The sequence below is a fragment of the Porphyrobacter sp. LM 6 genome (assembly GCF_001720465.1).
Taxonomy (GTDB): Bacteria; Pseudomonadota; Alphaproteobacteria; order Sphingomonadales; family Sphingomonadaceae; genus Erythrobacter.
On sequence record NZ_CP017113.1, the window covers coordinates 1,296,139 to 1,314,936 of the forward strand.

Sequence of the window (18,798 nt, forward strand, 5' to 3'; positions counted from 1 at the left end):
TGTGCCCGTCCTCGCTAGGGCGCACGGGATCGTAAATTCGAGGACGGCCTTAATGATGCTTCGCGCACGCGCCCTTTTTGCTCTGACCGCTGTGGCGGCTCTGTCTGCCTGTTCGCAGAAGGGCGAGCTCGTGATCGATCAGGGCGTCGGCATCGCCAGCGTGCTGACGCTGTGTCCGGCGGTGGGGATTCCCGATTACACCGGCGATGTCACCACCTTCCGCGTTCCCGGCGATACCACTGCGGCGAACATCGATGTGAGCGCGGCGATGACCGATCTGCGCGCCTCCTGCAACGATACCGCCGAACAGGTCTATTCCGAGGCGACCTTCACCGTGAACGCGCGCCGCACCGATACGCGCGGGGCGCGGACGGTTGAGCTGCCTTATTTCATCACGGTGCTGCGCGGCGGCAGTGCGGTCGTCGCCAAGCGCATCGGCACCGTCACGCTGACCTTTGCCGACGGGCAGGATCGCGCAACCGCGACCGGCAAGGCGGGCAGCTTCGTCAACCGCGCCGATGCCGCGCTGCCCGAGGATATTCGCGAGAAGATCACCAAGCGACGACGCGCCGGCGATGCCGAGGCCGCGCTCGATCCGCTGGCCGATCCGGAAGTGAAGGCGGCAATCGCCCGCACCCGGTTCGAAATGCTGGTCGGCTTCCAGCTGACCGAGGACCAGCTGAAGTATAACGTGACGCGTTGACGATTGCGGGGGCGCCTCCGCACCCCCGTCCTCGGTGCTGTTCCTCCGCTGCGCTCCGGGCACCTGCGGCTCGCGCGCGTGCGCTCGCGACGCCTTTGGCGTCGAGGGGTGATTTCAGTCTAACGTCGTCCCGGACTTGACCCGGGACCCCGCTTCCTTTCTTGCACGCGCGATACACCGCGCCTGACGCACGAGATAACCATGACCAAGCCCAAGACCCTTTATGCGGCCTATGCCGCGCTGACCGAAACCGTGCTGACCGATCTGGTCGGCGAAGGCGTGCTGCCTGCGGGCACCTCCTTTGCCAACGTCACGCTCGAACCGCCGCGCGATGCCTCGCACGGCGACCTGGCGACCAATGCCGCGATGGTGCTGGCCAAGGGCGCCGGGATGAACCCGCGTGCGCTGGCCGAGGCGATTGTCGCCAAGCTCGCCGCGCATCCCGCGATCACCAGTGCCGACATCGCCGGCCCCGGCTTCATCAACCTGCGGCTCGCCCCGCAGGCATGGCTGGACGAGCTGGCCGCGATCGCCAGCCTCGCCGCAGATTATGGCCGTTCGGGCATGGGCGAGGGCCGCATGGTCAATGTCGAATATGTCTCGGCCAACCCCACTGGCCCGATGCACATGGGCCATTGCCGCGGCGCGGTGGTGGGCGATGCGCTCGCCGGGCTGCTCGAATTCGCCGGCCACCGCGTCACCAAGGAATACTACGTCAACGATGCCGGCGCGCAGGTCGATGTTCTCGCCCGCTCAGTGCACATGCGGTATCGCGAGGCGCTGGGCGAAGAGATCACGATCCCCGAGGGCCTGTATCCCGGCGATTACCTCGTCCCCGTGGGCAAGGCGCTCGCGGCCGAGTTCGGTGACCAATATGCCGCCGCGCCCGAGAGCGACTGGCTGATCCTGTTCCGCACCCGCGCGGTCGCGGCGATGATGGACATGATCCGCGAGGATCTGGCGACGCTCGGCATCAAGCACGACCTGTTCTCTTCCGAGGCAGAATTGCAGGCCTCGGGCAAGGTCGATGCGGCCGAGAAGTGGCTGCGCGACCATGATCTCGTTTATGACGGCGTGCTCGAAGCCCCCAAGGGCAAGGCCCCGCCCGAAGACTGGGAGCCGGTCTCGCTGCCGCTGTTCCGTTCGACCAAGTTCGGGGACGATCAGGATCGCCCGATCAAGAAATCGAACGGGGCGTGGACCTATTTCGGCGCGGACTTGGCCTACCACTTCCAGAAGGCGCAGGATGCCGATGCTCTCGTCGATATCTGGGGTGCTGACCATGCGGGAACGGTCAAGCGGATCAAGGCGGCGGTTGCTGCGCTGACCAGCGCGGACGGTGCTGCGCCCAAGCCGTTCGAGGTCAAGCTGGTCCAGATGGTGCAGCTGATGAAGGGCGGCCAGCCGTTCAAGATGTCGAAGCGGGCGGGTAACTTCGTGACGCTGGCCGACGTCGTCGAGATGGTCGGAAAGGACGTGGTGCGCTTCACCATGCTCACCCGCAAGCCCGACGCCCAGATGGACTTCGATTTCGACAAGGTGGTCGAAGCCTCGAAGGACAATCCGGTGTTCTATGTGCAATATGCCCACGCCCGGATCCGTTCGACCCTGCGGAAGGCCGCCGAGGCGGGGTTTGCGCCGTCTGATGCCAACCTCGATCTGCTGGGCGCGGAGGAGCTGGCGCTGGTCGCCCGTGCCGCGCAGTTCCCGCGCGAAATCGAGGCGGCAGCCCGCGCGCGCGAACCGCACCGGATTGCCTTCTACCTCTATGACCTTGCGGCCGATCTCCATTCCTTCTGGAACCTGGGTAATGACCGCGTGGAAAAGCGCTTCATCGTGGAACAGGATGCCAGCCTGACTGCGGCAAGGCTTTTCCTTGCCCAAGCAATCGGGCAAGTCATCCGAAACGGTCTCGGCGTGCTCGGCGTCGAGGCGGTCGAAAGCATGTAAGACAGCCGGGGGGCACGGGGTTTCGTGATGATCGATGCCGAATACGAGGAACTGGACGGCGGGAACGACGAGCTTGATCTCGCCGCGACCGACAGCCTGCCGTGGCTCGAATCCGATGAGGAAGACGAGGATGCGGGCGGGCTCGATACGTCGCAGATCCTCGGCTTCGCCGTCGTGCTGCTGGTGCTGCTCGGCGCGGTTGTGGGCGGTGTCTGGGTCATTTCGAACCAGAATATCGGGACCGAGGTGGTCGCCGATGGCTCTGTGATCGAGGCGCCGGCCGGCCCGATCAAGCAACGCCCCGATGATCCGGGGGGCAAGGAATTCGCCGGCACCGGTAACCTCGCGCCTGTGGTTGGCGAGGGCGGCAAGCGCGATGCCGTGGTTGCAAGCAAGGATCCCGCGCCCGCCGCGACCCCGACAGTGCCGTCGCCCAAGCTTGTCCCCGTCACCGCGCCCAGCGCTTCGCCGAGTGCGGCAGCGGCAAATGTTCCGGGCGTGGGCGTGCAGCTTGCCGCCTATGGCACCCGCGCCCGCGCCGAACAGGGCTGGGCCGAGGTCACCCGTCGCACCGACGTGCTCACCGGGGTCAAATACCGCGTGGTCGAGGGCAAGGTCGATATCGGCACTGTCTATCGCTTGCAGGCCGTGGCTCCGAGCCGCGCCGAGGCCGAGCGCCTTTGCGCCGCGCTCAAGGCCGACGGGGTCGATTGCCAGATCAAGTAAGGGGTTTTTCCCCGTTCTTGACCTGCTCTCGCCCTTGCCTGTCCTCGGTCAGAGTGCGACCTTGCCAGGATGACTCCGGCGATCTTCGGCCTCAGCGGCCCGCAATTGACGGCTGACGAGCGCGCGTTCTTCCGCGCGGCTGACCCGGCGGGCTATATCCTGTTCGGGCGCAATTGCGTCGATCCCGAGCAACTGCGCGCGCTGACCGACGATTTGCGGAGTATCCACGGGCGTGATCGGTTGCTGGTGTCGATTGATCAGGAAGGCGGCCGCGTCGCCCGTCTGCGTCCGCCGCACTGGTCGCCTTACCCCTGCGGCGATGCCTTCGCGCAGCTTTACGACATCGCCCCCGCCAGCGCGATTGAGGCCGCGCGCGCCAGTGCCACTGCAATGGCGCTGGAGCTGTCGGCGATGGGGATCACGGTCGATTACCACCCGCCGCTCGATCTCAGGGTGCCGGGGGCGCACGACGTGATCGGCGACCGCGCACTGGGCGCCGATCCGGTGCAGGTTGCGAGCCTCGGCCGCGCAATCCTCGAAGGGTTGGCGGCAGGCGGCGTGGCGGGCTGCATCAAGCATATGCCCGGCCACGGCCGCACCGACGTTGATACCCACAAGGCGCTACCCACCGTCACCGCCAGCGCCGAAGAGCTGGAGGACGATCTCGTCCCGTTCCGCACGCTCAATCATGCGCCCATCGGGATGACCGGGCATCTGGTGTTCACCGCCTGGGATGCCGAGAACCCGGCGACGCTGTCGGAAACTGTGATCCGCGATATCATCCGCGGCAGCATCGGCTTTGATGGTCTGCTGCTGACCGACGATATCGACATGGAGGCGCTGGGCGGCACCATCCCCGAACGCGCCGCGCGGGCGTATGAGGCTGGGTGCGACATCATCCTCAACTGCTGGGCGAAGATGCACGATATGGAGGGCATCTGTGAAGTGCTCCCCGAAATGTCCGATGCCACTGCCGCGCGGCTCGACCGGGCGCTGGCCGGTACCCGCATTGCTCCCGCGATCGCGCCTGAACAGCGCGAGCTGCTGGCCAAGCGCGATGCGCTGCTGGCGCTGACGGGAGCGGCGGCATGAACGCGGTTCTGGATGGGGGCGAGGTGCCCTTCATGTTCCCGCCGGAGACCGGCAAGCCCGATGCCGATGCGCTCTACCTTGAGCTCGACGGCTGGGAAGGCCCGCTCGACCTGCTGCTTGATCTGGCGCGGCGGCAGAAGGTTGACCTGCGGCAGATCTCGATCCTCGCGCTGGTCGACCAGTATCTCACCTATATCGAGCGGGCGGGCGCGCTGAAGCTGGAGCTGGCCGCCGATTACCTCGTGATGGCGGCGTGGCTCGCCTATCTCAAATCGGCGATGCTGCTGCCCAAGGAGGAGCAGGAAGACCCCTCGCCCGAAGAACTCGCGCTGCGGCTGCAACTGCGGCTGCAACGCCTGGGCGCGATGCGCGAGGCCGCCGCGCGGCTGATGGGGCGTGACCGGATAGGGCGCGACGTGTTTCTGCGGGGCGCGCCCGAAGGTCTCAGAACCGATCGCAAGATCGTCTGGCGCAGCGATATGTTCGCGCTGATCCAGGCCTATGGGCAGGTCAAGGCGCGCACAGCGCCGCGTATCTACCACATCGCCAACCGTCCCGTGATGACGCTCGATTCCGCGCTGGAGCGGGTCTCGGCGATGCTCGGCGTGACGCTTGACTGGATGGATATCCGTGACTTCCTGCCGCCCCATGCCTCGCCCGAATTGCGCCGTTCGGCGCTGGCATCGAGCTTCGTCGCGGCGCTCGAACTGACCAAACGCGGCAAGGCCGAACTTGAACAGGACGGTGCCTTCGCCCCCTTGCGCATCCGCCGTCTCAAGGAGGGCGCGGCGGCATGAACGAGAACGCACCCGGCACACTGGAACGCGCGGTCGAAGCGACGTTGTTCGCTTCGGAAGAACCGCTGAGCGTCGAGGCGCTCGCGGCCCATCTCGGCGGGCTGGAACCGGCGGACGTGCGCGAGGCGCTGGGGCAGCTCGAAGCCGCCTATCGCCAGCGCGGGGTGCAACTGGTCGAGCGCGGCGGTCGCTGGCACTTCGAGACCGCGCCTGATCTGGCCCATCTGCTGCGCCGCGAGAAGGAACAGGTGCGCCGCCTCAGCCGCGCCGCGACCGAGGTCCTCGCGATCATCGCCTATCACGAGCCTGTCAGCCGGGCGGAGATTGAATCGATCCGCGGGGTGCAGACCAGCGCGGGTACGCTCGACGTGCTGCTTGAAGCGGGGTGGATCCGGCTCGCCGGCCGCCGCGAGGTGCCGGGCCGCCCGGTGATTTACGCCACCACGCCCGAATTCCTCGACCACTTCGGCCTTGCCAGCCGCCGTGACCTCCCGGGCATCGACGAATTGCGCGCCGCAGGTCTGCTCGATCCGGTCGACGAGGCGATGGAGGCGGCGATGCAGTTCGAAGCTGACGAGGTCGACGAGAGCGACGCAAATTTGGCGGACTGACTCGCATTTCCCGAAGGCTTGCCCTAAATGGAGCGTTATGAGCAGCCGGGGTGCGCCCCGGCCAATCGGAGCGGCCATTCCCCCGCCGCCGTTCAGGAGTTGAGACATGGGTAGCTTTTCGATCTGGCACTGGCTGATTGTGCTGGTGATCGTGCTGGTGCTGTTCGGCCGCGGCCGTATCTCCGAGATGATGGGCGATTTCGGCAAGGGCATTTCGAGCTTCAAGAAGGGCCTCAACGAGACCGAGGAAACCGCCGCCAAGGCCGCTCGGATCGAACCGCCTGCGCCCACGCCGAGCGAAACCGCCCCTACGGCCGACAAGACCGACACCACCGGCGCTTGAGCGCCCGGTCAAGGAGGCGGCACGGCCGCACCGCGCCATGTTCGATATCGGTGCTTCCGAACTGCTGGTCATCCTGATCGTCGCGGTCGTCGTGATCGGGCCGAAGGACCTGCCGCTCGCCATGCGCACCGCCGGACGCTGGATCGGCAAGATGCGGCGGATGTCGGCGCATTTCCGTTCGGGCATCGACGCGATGGTGCGCGAGGCCGAGCTGGAGGAAATGGAAAAGAAGTGGAAGGCGCAGAACGAGGAAATCATGCGCCGTTCCGCTGCTTTGACGGAAGCCGAAGCGGGCGCTCCGGTGATGACCGGCCCGCCCCCCGTGGCAGCGCCGGTACCGCCGCCGGTTGACGCGCCGCCGCCGCTTGACACCCCGCCACCAGCCGAAACACCGCCCGCCGATCCTGCGCCGAAGGGGGCAGGCGATGTTTGAGGTCAAGGATCTCGACGAGACGCGCGCGCCGCTGCTCGACCACCTGATCGAGCTGCGCACCCGCATCATCCGTGCCTTGCTGGCGCTCGGTGTGGGCTTTGCGATTTGCCTCTATTTCTCGGACGAAATTCTCGGCCTGCTGATCTTTCCGCTCAAGCAGGCTTTCCCCAACGGGCAGGGCCAGCTGATCTTCACCAAGCTGCCAGAAGTGTTCTTCGTCGAACTGAAAGTGGCGCTGTTCGCCGGGTTCATGGTGAGTTTTCCGGTCATCGCCAACCAGCTCTGGGCCTTTGTCGCGCCGGGGCTCTATGCGCGCGAGAAGAAAGCCTTCCTGCCGTTCCTGTTCGCAACGCCGGTGCTGTTTGGCGCGGGCGCATCGCTGGCCTATTTCGTGGTCATGCCGACCGCGTTCCGGTTCTTCCTCGGCTTTGGCGGCGAGGCGGGCGGGCTCAAGGTCGAGGCGCTGCCGAGCGCGGGGGAATACCTCAGTCTCGTAATGCAGTTCATTCTCGGCTTCGGGATCACATTCCTTTTGCCGGTGCTGCTGTTGCTGCTCCACCGCGCCGGGATCGTCACCCGCGCGCAGATGGTGGCGGCGCGGCGCTATGTGATCGTGGTGATCTTCGTCATCGCGGCGATCGTAACCCCGCCCGATCCCGGCTCGCAGATCATTCTCGCACTGCCGCTGTGCCTGCTGTTTGAAGCCTCGCTGTTCCTGATGCGCTGGCAGGAAAAGGCGGTCGCCGCCGACAAGGCCGCGCGCGAAGCCGAGGAAGCGGCGGAGAAGGCGGCAGCGGAGTAGTTACTCCGCGCCTTTGACCTTCACCCCGCCGATCCACACTTCATGTATCTGCGTCTGGCGGATCGCGTCGGGCGAGGCGAACAGCGGGTCCCGGTCAACCAGCAGGAAGTCCGCCCGCTCGCCCGGGATCAGCCGGCCGAAGCGGCCCTCGGCAAATCCGGCATAGGCAGCATCGGAGGTGAACCCGGCGAGCGCGGCTTCGCGGCTCACGCTCTCCTCCGGGAACCACCCGCCAAAGGGCTGGCCGCTCGCATCGGTGCGGCTGATCGCGGCGGCCATGCCGGCCCAGGGATCGGCAGGTTCCACCGGCGCGTCGGAACCGAACGCCAGTCGACCGCCCACGCTCATCACAGAGCGCCACGGATAGGCGCCCTTGAGCCGGTCCGGCCCGAGCCGCGCTTCGGCCATGAGCCGGTCGGACGTCTGGTGCAGCGGCTGCATCGAGGCGATCACCCCGTGCTGGCCGAGGCGCGGCAGGTCTGCCGGATCGACGATCTGCGCGTGTTCGATCCGCCAGCGGCGGTCGCCCTCGTAGCTCGCCGACAATTCCTCGATAGCCCCTAGCACTTCGGCATTGGCGGCATCGCCGATCGCGTGAACGGCAGTCTGGAAATTGTCCATCGCCGCACGGCTCATCAGGTTGCGGAGCTGGGTCGGCGAGAGCAGCGGCAACCCGCGTGTGCCGTGCTCGTCGGCGTAGGGCTGTTTGAGGCTGGCCCCGCGTGATCCCAATGCGCCGTCAAGGAACAGCTTGATCCCGCCCATCCGCAGCCGGTCGCCATAGAGCCAGCCGGTGGGCTGCGGCCCGGCCATCAGTTCGAGCGTTTCGAAGCTGTCGGCATAGGACATGATGCGGATCCGCAACCGCCCTTCATCGCCCGCCCGGCGGAAGGTCGTCCAGTCAGGGGCCTTGGTTCCCATGTCGGCCACCGCAGTCACGCCCTTGGCCAGCAGCACGTCCTGCGCGGCGGCGAAGGCGAGATCGCGGTCTTCCGGGCGGGGCGGGGGAACGACCGCGCCGATCAGCGGCACCGCCTTGTCGACGAAGACGCCCGCCGGATTGCCCTTGGCATCGCGGATGATCTTGCCGCCCGCCGGATCGGGGGTCTTGGCGGTGATGCCTGCCGTGGTGATCGCCAGCGTGTTCGCCCAGTTGGCGTGATTATCCGCCCGTTCGAGCCACACCGGGCGGTCGCTCACCACCGCGTCGAGTTCGGCGGCAGTGGGGAACCGGCCGAGGCCCCACTTCTCCTGGTTCCAGCCGCGACCGAGGATCCACGGGCGGCCCGGATTGGCCTCGGCAAAGGCCTTGATCTTGGCGAGCGCGTTCTCGAGCGAAGTCGTATCCGACAGGTCGAGCGTCAGCGCGGCAAAGCCGATGTCCATCACGTGGACGTGCGCGTCGATCATGCCGGGGAGCATCACCTTGCCCTCGCCATCAAGCCGGTAATCGACCTGCGGACGCGCCTCGCCGCGGGCGAGCACCTGCGTAACCTTGCCGTCCTCGTCGAACACCAGGCCGGTGAAGCGCTTGACCTTGCCGTCGGCGTCGATGGTCACCCCGTCGACATTGTCGACCAGCGTATCGGCCCACGCGGGCGCCGAGAGAGCAAAGGTGGAAACGGCAGCAAGCGAAACGGCGGCAAAGCGGAGCATGGCGATCCTTGGACTAGGCAGGGAAATGCGGGTGGAGCGCTTGCTATCGCGTTGCCGCACGCTTGCCAACGGGCGCGCGCATACGAAATCCTCGGCCAAGTGATTGCCCTTGCGGCCCCAAGCGCCTAATCGCGGCGGCACTATGTCCACGCAGCTTGCATCATCCAGCCCCAAAGGTGCCGCCGCCACGCCGGCCGACCTGACCCTTGACGACGTTCGCGCCGCCGCCGCCCGCATTGCCGGTGCGGTGGTCAACACGCCGATGATGCACTCGATTACCCTGTCGGAAATTACCGGCGCGGATATCTGGCTGAAGTTCGAGAACCTTCAGTTCACCGCCGCCTACAAGGAACGCGGTGCGCTCAACGCGCTGCTCCAGCTCAATGACGAGCAGCGCGCGCGCGGTGTGATCGCGGCCTCGGCAGGCAACCATTCGCAAGGTCTCAGCTACCACGGCACCCGCCTCGGCGTGCCGGTTACCATCGTCATGCCGCGCACCACGCCGACGGTGAAGGTGATGCAGACCGAAAGCGTCGGCGGCAAGGTCGTGCTCGAAGGCGAGACCTTCGATGAAGCCTATGCCCATGCGAGGAAGCTCGAAGGCGAGCTGGGCCTGACCTTCGTCCACCCCTTCGATGATCCGCACGTTGCGGCGGGCGCAGGCACGGTCGCGCTCGAAATGCTCACCGTGAAGCCCGATCTCGATTGCATCGTCACGCCGATTGGCGGGGGCGGGTTGATTTCGGGGATGGCGACCGTCGCCAAGGCGATGAACCCGGCGATCGAGGTTGTCGGCGTGCAGGCCGCGCTGTTCCCGTCGATGTTCGACCGGATCAAGGGCGCGAATCTCCCCTGCGGCGGCGACACGCTGGCTGAAGGCATTGCGGTCAAGCAGCCGGGTGACTTCACCGCCAAGGTTATTGCCGAACGGGTGGACGACATTCTTCTCGTGGACGAACCCGCGCTCGAAAAGGCGGTGGCGCTGCTGCTCCAGATCGAAAAGACCGTGGTTGAAGGCGCGGGCGCAGCGGGTCTTGCCGCGGTGCTCAGCAATCCGGCGCGATTTGCCGGCAAGAGCATCGGCCTCGCGTTATGCGGCGGCAATATCGACACCCGCCTGCTCGCCAACGTGCTGCTGCGCGATCTGGCGCGGCAGGGACGTCTGGCCCGCCTCAGGATCACGTTGCAGGACCGCCCCGGCGCGCTGTTCAAGGTCATGCGCCTGTTTGACGAGCACAACGTCAACATCATCGAGATCTATCACCAGCGCATCTTCACCACGCTGCCCGCCAAGGGCCTGATAACCGATATCGAATGCGAGGCGCGCGATGCCGAGCAGGTCGAACGGCTGGTCGAAGGGCTGCGCGCCAAGGGCTATTCGGTGCAGCTGGTCGAACTGGGCTGATCCAAGCGAAAATCGGGTGAGGCTGGCCGGGCGATTGTCCCGGGATGTGTCGTGGTGTGCGCGCTTTTGCGGCTGCGTTCTGCGGCTCAAGCAACTTTCGCGCTATTTTCATGGTTAAGGGACTTTTACCGACGCGAAGGTGCAGGCATAAGATTTTCTTAACACTCGCACCCGCGATTCACGCGCGCAGAAGGATAGGCCCCAGCTGTGACGGCACCGATCCGCTTTCCCCGGTTCTTCGTGACCAGCCCTGCGCCGTGCCCCTATCTACCGGGCCGCAGCGAGCGCAAGGTGTTCACCGAACTCAAAGGCGCGCACGCCGATCAGTTGAACGAGGCGCTGGGCCGCATCGGGTTCCGCCGCAGCCAGACGGTCGCCTACCGGCCCTCCTGCCTCGATTGCCATGCCTGCGTGTCGGTGCGCGTGGTGGCCAGCAAGTTTGTGCCTTCCGGCACGCAGAAGCGCGATCTCAAGCGCAATGCCGATCTGGTCGTCACCGAATGCCGCCCTTGGGCCACTGACGAACAATTCGCGCTGCTCGCCAAATATCTCGGCGCGCGCCATCCCGACGGCGGCATGTCGGCGATGGACGAGCTCGATTATGCCGACATGATCGAACACACGCCGGTCAACAGCGTGGTGACCGAGTATCGCGAACCCGATGTCGGCGGCCGGCCCGGTCGGCTGGTCGGCGCTTGCCTGACCGACCGGCAGGGCGACGGGCTGTCGATGATCTATTCGTTCTACGATCCCGATCTGGAAGGCCGGGCGGGGCTGGGGAACTACATCATCCTCGATCACATCATGCGCGCGGCCGCTGAGGGCCTGCCCTATGTCTATCTCGGGTACTGGGTCGAGGGCAGCCCGCGGATGCAGTACAAAGTGCGCTATCGCCCGCTTGAGCGCTTGACCCGCGAAGGCTGGCAGTTGATGGACACCGAGGAACAGCATCGGCTGATCGTCGCAGCGACCGCGCCGCGCCGTACGCCGGACTTGGCGTTGGCCGGAGTGCGAGGCAAGGATGGCCAGCCTATCAAGTTTCCGGGAAGCTGAGCACAGCCGCGCTCGCGCGTCCGGTTTTCTCTTTCGCGAAGGATGGGGTCACGGGGCGTCAGCGCTGATGCTGGCGCTGGCGTTGGCTTTCTGGGCTGCTACCACCCCGCTCGCCGCCCAATCCCAGCCCGCAGCAGAAGTGAGCGAGGATGCGCCGCCTCCCGAACCGGTCGAGGTGCCGCAAAACCTTGCCGATCTGATCCCGGATGCGGCGGTGACCGATCCCGAAGCCTGGGCGGCTGCCGGGGTGGACGCGATGGCAGTCGAACCTGATCTCGCCAGCCCCGATCTTGACCCCGTCCTGGCCGAGCTTGACGCCGCCCTGACCCCGGGCAGCCCCGATGTTGACCCCGGCTTGCTGCCCGAAACCGAGGCCATGCTGGCCGAATCCGCCTTCGATGTGCCGGAACCGTTACCGTCCGATCCCGATCTTGAGGCGCTTGCAATGATCGCCGCTCCGGTGCTTGGCGATGTGCCCGAACTGACCGAAACCAAGGTCAGCAGCACGCTCGTTCTGGCCTTGCCCAAAAACCCCGACGCATTTCCGGAGCGCGCCGAATTCGTACAGCGTTTCAGGGATTTGTCGACCTTGCGCGGTCTGGATGAGGGCAAGGATTCGGCGCCGCAGGTGGCCGCACGGGCACGTTCGGACGAGATCCTGCTCGGCGATATTCTGCGCACCTATGGCTATTACGGCGGGGATGTGGTGCGCCAGCTCTCGGGCGGCCGCCGCGCGCGCGAGGAGGAAACCGGCGAAGTCGATGACAGCGCGAGCGAGCCCAGCGTCCGCTTCGACATCCTCCCCGGCGAACGCTACCGCTTCGGGCGGATCGATCTGGGCGCGCTGCCCACGCTGCCCGAGCCCGATGCCAGCCGGTTGACGCAGGCCTTCGGCATCGCTTCGGGCGATCCGCTTTATGCCGACCGCATCATCGAACGCGAGATCGAACTGCGGGTGGCGCTGGGTGAAAGCGGCTATCCCTTCGCAGCCGTCGCCGAGCCGGAGCTGCTGATCGACCACGCCCGCGCCGAAGGTGACCTGACGCTCGATGTCCAGCCGCGCGGCAAATATGTGTTCGGCGACGTCACCAGCAGCGACCCGCGCTTCCTGTCGGGCCGTCACCTTGCCGAGATCGCGCGCTTCGATGAGGGCGATGTCTTCCAGCAAAGCCTAGAGACCGATCTGCGCCGCGCGATCATCGCCACCGGCCTCGTCTCGAGCGTCACCGTCACCCCGCGCGAAACCCGTGCGCCGCAGGATGGGCAGCCGGGCGAAGTCGCACTCGACGTCGCGTTCGAACGGGCGCCGCTTCGTACGATCGCAGGCGCGATCGGTTACGGAACCGAGGACGGTTTCAAGCTTGAGACGCGCTGGGAGCACCGCAATCTGTTCCCGCCCGAGGGAGCGCTCAGGCTGCGCGGCATCCTCGGCACGCGCGAAACACTCGCGAGTATCGGGGTGCGGCGCAACAACTTCCGCGGCCGCGATCAGGTGCTGAGCGTCGATCTGTTTGCGAGCGATATCACCACGGAGGCGGTCGATGCGCGCGGCTTCGGGATGCGGACGACGTTCGAGAAGGTGTCGAACATCCTGTTCCAGAAGCCGGTCAGCTGGCAGCTCGGCGGCGAACTGCTCTACACCGACGAGCGAAACCGCACGGTGCGCATCGGGCCGGGCGGGCCGTTGCCACGCCGCACCTACACCATTGGCGGGTTGTTCGGCAGCATCACGCTCGATGCGAGCGATGATCTGCTCGACCCGAGCGAGGGTTACCGCGCGACGATGTTCCTCGCGCCGGAAGTCTCGCGAGCGGGCGGGGCCGAAACCTTCTATCTGCGCGCCCAGGCCGATGCGAGCGCCTACCAGCTGGTCGGATCGACCGTGCTTGCCGGACGGGTGCGTGCGGCGACCATTCAGGGTGCGCCTGCCGAGGATATTGCGCCGTCGCGGCGGCTTTATGGCGGCGGGGGCGCATCGGTGCGCGGCTACGGGTTCCAGGGTGTCGGCCCGCGCGACACGGTCGGTAACCCGGTCGGCGGGGCCTCGCTGGTCGAATTCGCGCTCGAAGCGCGGGTGGAAACGCCGCTGCTGGGCGGGGCGGTTGAGGTGGTGCCGTTCCTCGATGCGGGATCGGTCGGCCGCGATTCCACGCCGGACTTCGCCGACATCCGCTTCGGCGCCGGGATCGGCATTCGGTACAAGACCACTTTCGGCCCGATCCGCGTCGATGTCGCAACGCCGCTCAATCCCACCCAGTTCGATAGCCCGGTGGTGGTCTATGTTAGTCTCGGGCAGGCGTTCTGATGGACGAGACGCCGATGCCTCCTGCCGAAACCGGTACGAGTGCGCGCCGCCGCTGGGGCAAGCGGCTGGGCTGGCTGCTGGCGCTGTTGCTAGGGCCGGTGGTGCTGATCGCCGGGTTCTTCGCGACCCCGATCGGCAAGCGCGTGATTGCCGACCAGATCGCGGCTGTCGCCCCGGCATCGGGTCTGCGCTTCAAGGTCGGCCGGATCGAGGGCGATATCTATGGCAAGGCCGTGCTGCGCCGGGTGGTGGTGAGCGATCCCAAGGGAGTGTTCCTGACAATTCCCGAAGTCGCGCTCGACTGGCGACCGCTGACCTGGTTGTGGAGCGGTCTCGATATCCGCGAACTGACCGCGCGGCGCGGGCGGCTGGAGCGATTGCCCGAGCTGCTGCCCGCCGATCCCGACGCGCCGTTGCTGCCCGATTTCGATATCCGGATCGACCGGCTGCGGGTCGAAAATCTGGTCATCGCCAAGGGGGTCGCCACGGCCCGCGATGAACGCGCGGATCTCGCCGCCAAAGTCGATATCCGCGAGGGCCGGGCGCTGATCGATGCCACGGCAAAGCTGGGCGCGCGCGACCGCATCGCCCTGCTGCTCGATGCCGAACCCGATGGCGACCGCTTCGATCTCGAAGGCGATTATCAGGCCCCGGCGGACGGCGTTCTGGCGGGGCTGACGGGGCTGAAGGCGGGCTATACCGGACGCATCGTCGGCGAAGGCACGTGGCAGCGGTGGCGCGGCGCGGCGGTGGCACGGCGGGTCGGCGCGGTTGGCAAGCCGGTCGCGGCGCTGCGGATCAGCAATGATGCGGGGCGCTACGGCGTGCTCGGGCAGGTGCGGGCCGGCATGGGCGATACCACCATCGCCGGACGCGCGCTGGGCGATGTGCTGTCTCTCGCCGCCAGCTTCACGTTGGAAGACAGTGTCGTCGAAGGGCGCATGGCCGCCGTTTCCGACGCGCTCGACTGGCGCAGCGGCGGGGTGGTCGACCTCGCGGACAAGCGGGTCGACGGCGCGCGGGTGATGCTCACGATGCGCGATCCTGACCTGTTCGGCGATGTCGTGCGGCTGGAGGGGGCCAAGCTCGCCGCCAATCTTTCGGGCGATTTCGATGATCTCGGCATCCGGCACCGGATCGATGTGGCGCGGCTGATCTCGGGCGGGGTGACCGCGACCACGCTGGCACAGGAAGGCAGCGCGCGGTTTGACGGCACCGTGCTCTCGGTGCCGATGGCGGTGACGGGCGAGCGGGTGACGACCGGCAATGCCTATGCCGATCCGCGGCTGGTCAAGGGCCGGATCAGCGGCGTTCTGACCTATGATTTCGCGCGCCACCGGCTGGCGGCGGACGCGGCGAAGGTGACTTTCCCCGGGCTGGAGGCGGCGCTGACCCTGCGCGGCGATGTTCCGGGCGGCGCCTATGCGCTTGCCGGGCCAGTGACCGCACGCGGTCTCAAGATCGAGGGCGCGGGCGATGTGAATGCCAGCGCCAAGATGCTGCTCAAGTTCGGGCCCAAGGTGCCGTGGAGCCTGCGCGCCAATCTCGCCGGTGTGCTGACCAGGATCGGCAATTCCAGCGTCCGCCATGTCGCGGGCGATCAGGTGCGCTTCAATGGCGAACTTGGCATGGGCAAGGGCCAGCAGACCGTGCTGCGCGAGGTCGCGCTGTCGTCCCCGCGGCTGACCGCCCGGTTCGATAGCAAGGTGGTGCCGGGCAGCCGAGGCACGCGCACCATGCTCGCAGGCAGCGGACGGCAGGTGGAATACGGGCCGTTCAGCTTCGAGGCGGAATTCGCCGCCGATGGCCCGCGCGCGCAGCTCGTGCTGGCTGATCCCTATCCCGCCGCCGGGCTCAAGGACGTGCGCGTGGCGCTCGCCCCCAGCCGTGACGGGTTCGGGCTTGATGTGGCGGGCGGATCGCTGCTCGGGCCGTTCGAGGGCGCGCTCGAACTGTTTCTGCCAGAAGGGAAGCCTGCGCGGATCGCGATCAACCGGCTCGATGTCTACCGCACCAATGTCACCGGCGGGGTGGTGCTGGGCGAGGAAGGCGTATCGGGCGAACTGCGGCTTGCCGGAGGGGGTATCGACGGCACGCTGGCGTTCCGGCCGCAGGGCGAGGGCGCGGTCGGCTTTGCGGTCGATCTGGCGGCGCGCAATGCCCGCTTCGGCGGCGACATCCCGATCACCATCGCCCGCGCCGATATCGCCGCGACCGGGCGCTATGCCGAGGGCAATGCCAATTTCGACGCCGATCTCGCCGCAGCCGGGGTCGAATATGGTGCGCTCAGGCTCGCCAATCTCACCGCCAAGGCCGCGATCGACAACGGCCGGGGCAAGATCATCGGGGCGATCAGCGGGCGGCGGGCAGACCGCTTCGCGCTCAATTTCGATGCCGCTGTGGCGCCCCGCCAGATCGCGGCGGTGGTGCGCGGGCAGTATGCCGGGGCGACGATCACCATGCCGCGCCGCGCGGTGCTGAACCGCGAGGAGGATGGCAGCTGGCGGCTGGAACCGGCGCAGATAGGCTTTGCCAGCGGCTATGCCATTGCCTCGGGCCACTTGGGCGGCGAGGACACCGCGCTCGAACTCAAGCTCGCGCGGATGCCCTTGCGCTTGCTCGACCTTGCCGGGGCGCAACTCGGCCTCGGCGGACGGATGTCGGGCATTGTCGAATATCGCCAGCAGGGCCGTGCCGCCCCGACCGCGCGCGCGCGGGTGCGGATCGACCGCTTCAGCCGCGCCGGGCTGGTGCTGTCATCCAAGCCGGTCAATGTGCTGGGAGTGATTGACCTGTCGGCTGATCGCCTGACCGCGGCGGGCCGCTTGCTCGAAGGTGACGCGCGGCGCGGCGACTTTGCGCTGCGGATCAACGGACTGGAGGCGGATGGCGCGCTGGCCGACCGGCTGAAGCGCGGGCGGCTCGATGCGCGGATGGTGTTCGACGGCGCGGCAGAGACCCTTTGGCGGCTGGCGGCGGTCGATCTGTTCGATCTGACCGGGCCGGTGGCCATGACTGCGCGGGCGACAGGCACGCTCGCCGAGCCGCGCATCACCGGCACGCTTGCGAGCGATGATCTGACCGTCGCCAGCGCGCTGACCGGCACGCGGATCGAAAAGATCAGCGCGCGCGGCCGCTTTGCCGGATCACGGCTCGAACTGACGCGCTTTGCCGGAACCACCCCGGGTGGCGGGAGCGTGGTGGGCAGCGGCACCGTGGATCTGGCGGGGATGAGCGCGGCGCGCGGGCCGCAGCTTGATCTGCGCGCCGCCGTCAAGAATGCACGCCTGCTTGACGCCACCGGGCTCCGGGCCACCATGACCGGGCCGCTCCGGATCGTCTCGAACGGGATGGGCGGCACGATCGCCGGACGGGTTCGCCTGAATGGCGCGCGCTGGGCGCTGGGTAACGCCGCCGAGGATGTGGCCCTGCCGCGCATCGCCACGCGCGAAATCAATGGCGAGGATGGACGCAGCCGCACGCAGGTTTCCGCGCGCGGTGCGGCATGGCGCTATCTCGTCGATGCCACCGCGCCCAATCGGGTGCTGGTCGAAGGGCTGGGCCTCGAAAGCGAATGGGGTATCGACATCGCGCTGCGCGGCACGGTCAATGATCCGCGCATCGGCGGCAGCGCGCGGCTGGTTCGCGGGGACTATACCTTCGCCGGCACCCGCTTCGAGCTGACCCGAGGGCGCATCCTGTTCGACGTGAACGAGCCGATCAACCCGCGGCTCGACATCCTCGCCGAAGCCGCGCGCAACAACACCAATGTCGATATCGCGATCACCGGCAACGCCCAGTCGCCCAGCATCGCCTTCTCCAGCGATCCCGCGCTGCCCGAGGAGGAAATCCTCGCGCGGCTGCTGTTCGGCGGGTCGGTCACCTCGCTTTCGGCCACGGATGCGGTGCAGCTCGCCGCAGCGCTGGCGGCGTTGCAGGGCGGGGGCGCGGGGCTTGACCCGATTGGCGATCTGCGGCGCTCGATCGGACTCGATCAGCTGCGGATCATCAGCGCCGATCCGCTGATCGGTCGCGGCGCGGGGATTGCCATCGGCAAGAACATCACCCGCAAGATCTATGTCGAGCTGGTGACCGACGGGCGTGGATACAGCGCCACCCAGGTCGAATACCGCATCACCAGCTGGCTTGCGCTGCTGGGCACGGTCTCGACCATCGGGCGCGACAGCGTATTGGCCGAAATTAGCCGGGACTACTGATTTTTCCGCACGCCCTCCGGCGTGCGAAATCCTCGCGCCTGCGGCGCTGCGGGCGCGCATTCGCGCTTGCGGCGGCTGGCGCCGCCGAACCGGGTTCTCTCAGTCCGTTGCATTCAGATAAAGCTCCGCCTCGGCGGCGCGGCGGCGCACGAGGCCCTTGAGCACCTGCCCGCCAGCACGGGTCCAGCGGGCAAACTCGCGCGCTGCACCCTCAAAGTCGCCCGCGATGTGCTTGCGGGTCAGGGTCGCACGGGCAATCGCGCCGGTGTTGTAGTGGAAGCTGACCAGCGCATCGAACTGCACCTGCGTGGCCGGCGCGTCGCCCAGCGCGGCAGCGACTTCCGCGCTGTAGCGCTCCAGATCGCGCGCCAGCCGCTCGTCGCACTGAGCCTGCGTCCAGACAGTCGCCTTGCCGATCCGGCCGCCGAGCACATCGTCGCGGCCCGTGGCGCCCCAGCCGATCGTCCACGGCGCGCCGCCGGTGCCGGGATCGGGATAGGCTTCGACCATACCATCGGCGCGCAGCCGCGCGCAGCCTTCGAACCGCTTGATGAGGGCGATGCCGTCCGGGCTGATGCAGCGCGCCGTGACGGATTTCGCGGAAATTGGCGCGGCAAGGGGTGCAGCAGCGGGCAGAGACGCAATCCGCCGCATTAGCGACAGCAGCGAGGTCGAGGGCTCATAGGACATGGCGGGGCCTCCTGT

15 protein-coding genes are annotated in these 18,798 nt (G+C 67.3%); 13 read left to right on the forward strand and 2 right to left on the reverse strand.

Features of this window, described 5'->3' with window-relative positions; all coding sequences use genetic code 11:
• The first annotated feature begins 52 nt into the window (after nt 1-52).
• From BG023_RS06110 to tatC, 9 genes are all read left to right on the forward strand, one after another.
• Complete coding sequence (locus BG023_RS06110) at nt 53-703, forward strand: hypothetical protein (protein ID WP_069309669.1); 651 nt, start codon at nt 53-55, stop codon at nt 701-703.
• Nucleotides 704-904: 201 nt separating this feature from the next.
• A complete protein-coding gene (gene argS, locus BG023_RS06115; protein WP_069309670.1) occupies nt 905-2,653 on the forward strand; it encodes an arginine--tRNA ligase in 1,749 nt (582 codons plus the stop codon).
• Between the two features lie 27 nt (nt 2,654-2,680).
• Nucleotides 2,681-3,379 carry an SPOR domain-containing protein gene (locus tag BG023_RS06120; RefSeq protein ID WP_069309671.1) on the forward strand — a complete coding sequence of 233 codons (699 nt, stop codon included), beginning with the start codon at nt 2,681-2,683 and terminating at the stop codon, nt 3,377-3,379.
• A 69-nt stretch (nt 3,380-3,448) separates the two neighbouring features.
• Nucleotides 3,449-4,471: a beta-N-acetylhexosaminidase gene (nagZ, locus tag BG023_RS06125; RefSeq protein ID WP_069309672.1), complete on the forward strand. Its 1,023-nt coding sequence runs from the start codon at nt 3,449-3,451 to the stop codon at nt 4,469-4,471.
• A 32-nt stretch (nt 4,472-4,503) separates the two neighbouring features.
• Nucleotides 4,504-5,268, forward strand: a complete 765-nt coding sequence (locus tag BG023_RS06130; protein WP_069311169.1) for a segregation and condensation protein A — start codon at nt 4,504-4,506, stop codon at nt 5,266-5,268.
• Entirely contained in the window at nt 5,265-5,879 is a 615-nt protein-coding gene (scpB, locus tag BG023_RS06135) for an SMC-Scp complex subunit ScpB (RefSeq protein ID WP_069309673.1), read from the forward strand. Before BG023_RS06130 ends, scpB begins: the two co-directional genes overlap by 4 nt.
• A 106-nt stretch (nt 5,880-5,985) precedes the next feature.
• Nucleotides 5,986-6,222, forward strand: coding sequence for a twin-arginine translocase TatA/TatE family subunit (locus tag BG023_RS06140; protein WP_069309674.1), 237 nt, complete (start codon nt 5,986-5,988; stop codon nt 6,220-6,222).
• 37 nt (nt 6,223-6,259) lie between these two features.
• Nucleotides 6,260-6,655 (forward strand): Sec-independent protein translocase protein TatB, encoded by a 396-nt coding sequence (gene tatB / locus BG023_RS06145; protein ID WP_069309675.1) that lies wholly within the window; start codon nt 6,260-6,262, stop codon nt 6,653-6,655.
• Nucleotides 6,648-7,457: a twin-arginine translocase subunit TatC gene (tatC, locus tag BG023_RS06150; RefSeq protein WP_069309676.1), complete on the forward strand. Its 810-nt coding sequence runs from the start codon at nt 6,648-6,650 to the stop codon at nt 7,455-7,457. The genes tatB and tatC overlap by 8 nt, the downstream gene beginning before the upstream one ends.
• Here tatC and BG023_RS06155 read toward each other — a convergent pair whose 3' ends face one another.
• Nucleotides 7,458-9,113 carry an amidohydrolase gene (locus tag BG023_RS06155; RefSeq protein ID WP_069309677.1) on the reverse strand — a complete coding sequence of 552 codons (1,656 nt, stop codon included), beginning with the start codon at nt 9,111-9,113 and terminating at the stop codon, nt 7,458-7,460.
• Between the two features lie 142 nt (nt 9,114-9,255).
• Between BG023_RS06155 and BG023_RS06160 the strand changes: the two genes are divergently transcribed.
• The 4 genes from BG023_RS06160 (at nt 9,256) to BG023_RS06175 (ending at nt 18,093) form a co-directional block, all read left to right on the forward strand.
• Nucleotides 9,256-10,518, forward strand: a complete 1,263-nt coding sequence (locus BG023_RS06160) for a threonine ammonia-lyase (RefSeq protein ID WP_069309678.1) — start codon at nt 9,256-9,258, stop codon at nt 10,516-10,518.
• Between the two features lie 207 nt (nt 10,519-10,725).
• Entirely contained in the window at nt 10,726-11,571 is an 846-nt protein-coding gene (locus BG023_RS06165; RefSeq protein ID WP_069309679.1) for an arginyltransferase, read from the forward strand.
• A 67-nt stretch (nt 11,572-11,638) separates the two neighbouring features.
• Nucleotides 11,639-13,876 carry an autotransporter assembly complex protein TamA gene (locus BG023_RS06170; protein WP_083234579.1) on the forward strand — a complete coding sequence of 746 codons (2,238 nt, stop codon included), beginning with the start codon at nt 11,639-11,641 and terminating at the stop codon, nt 13,874-13,876.
• Nucleotides 13,876-18,093, forward strand: coding sequence for a translocation/assembly module TamB domain-containing protein (locus BG023_RS06175; RefSeq protein ID WP_069309680.1), 4,218 nt, complete (start codon nt 13,876-13,878; stop codon nt 18,091-18,093). The genes BG023_RS06170 and BG023_RS06175 overlap by 1 nt, the downstream gene beginning before the upstream one ends.
• A 99-nt stretch (nt 18,094-18,192) precedes the next feature.
• Here BG023_RS06175 and BG023_RS06180 read toward each other — a convergent pair whose 3' ends face one another.
• Nucleotides 18,193-18,783: a lysozyme gene (locus tag BG023_RS06180; RefSeq protein ID WP_083234580.1), complete on the reverse strand. Its 591-nt coding sequence runs from the start codon at nt 18,781-18,783 to the stop codon at nt 18,193-18,195.
• Nucleotides 18,784-18,798 lie beyond the last annotated feature (15 nt).

Excerpts from the sequence above, each read along its gene's own strand:
- BG023_RS06110 (WP_069309669.1), top strand. The coding sequence starts at position 53 with ATGATGCTTCGCGCACGCGCCCTTTTTGCTCTGACCGCTGTGGCGGCT.
- argS (WP_069309670.1), top strand. The coding sequence starts at position 905 with ATGACCAAGCCCAAGACCCTTTATGCGGCCTATGCCGCGCTGACCGAA.
- BG023_RS06120 (WP_069309671.1), top strand. The coding sequence starts at position 2,681 with ATGATCGATGCCGAATACGAGGAACTGGACGGCGGGAACGACGAGCTT.
- nagZ (WP_069309672.1), top strand. The coding sequence starts at position 3,449 with ATGACTCCGGCGATCTTCGGCCTCAGCGGCCCGCAATTGACGGCTGAC.
- BG023_RS06130 (WP_069311169.1), top strand. The coding sequence starts at position 4,504 with ATGTTCCCGCCGGAGACCGGCAAGCCCGATGCCGATGCGCTCTACCTT.
- scpB (WP_069309673.1), top strand. The coding sequence starts at position 5,265 with ATGAACGAGAACGCACCCGGCACACTGGAACGCGCGGTCGAAGCGACG.
- BG023_RS06140 (WP_069309674.1), top strand. The coding sequence starts at position 5,986 with ATGGGTAGCTTTTCGATCTGGCACTGGCTGATTGTGCTGGTGATCGTG.
- tatB (WP_069309675.1), top strand. The coding sequence starts at position 6,260 with ATGTTCGATATCGGTGCTTCCGAACTGCTGGTCATCCTGATCGTCGCG.
- tatC (WP_069309676.1), top strand. The coding sequence starts at position 6,648 with ATGTTTGAGGTCAAGGATCTCGACGAGACGCGCGCGCCGCTGCTCGAC.
- BG023_RS06155 (WP_069309677.1), bottom strand. The coding sequence starts at position 9,113 with ATGCTCCGCTTTGCCGCCGTTTCGCTTGCTGCCGTTTCCACCTTTGCT.
- BG023_RS06160 (WP_069309678.1), top strand. The coding sequence starts at position 9,256 with ATGTCCACGCAGCTTGCATCATCCAGCCCCAAAGGTGCCGCCGCCACG.
- BG023_RS06170 (WP_083234579.1), top strand. The coding sequence starts at position 11,639 with ATGCTGGCGCTGGCGTTGGCTTTCTGGGCTGCTACCACCCCGCTCGCC.
- BG023_RS06175 (WP_069309680.1), top strand. The coding sequence starts at position 13,876 with ATGGACGAGACGCCGATGCCTCCTGCCGAAACCGGTACGAGTGCGCGC.
- BG023_RS06180 (WP_083234580.1), bottom strand. The coding sequence starts at position 18,783 with ATGTCCTATGAGCCCTCGACCTCGCTGCTGTCGCTAATGCGGCGGATT.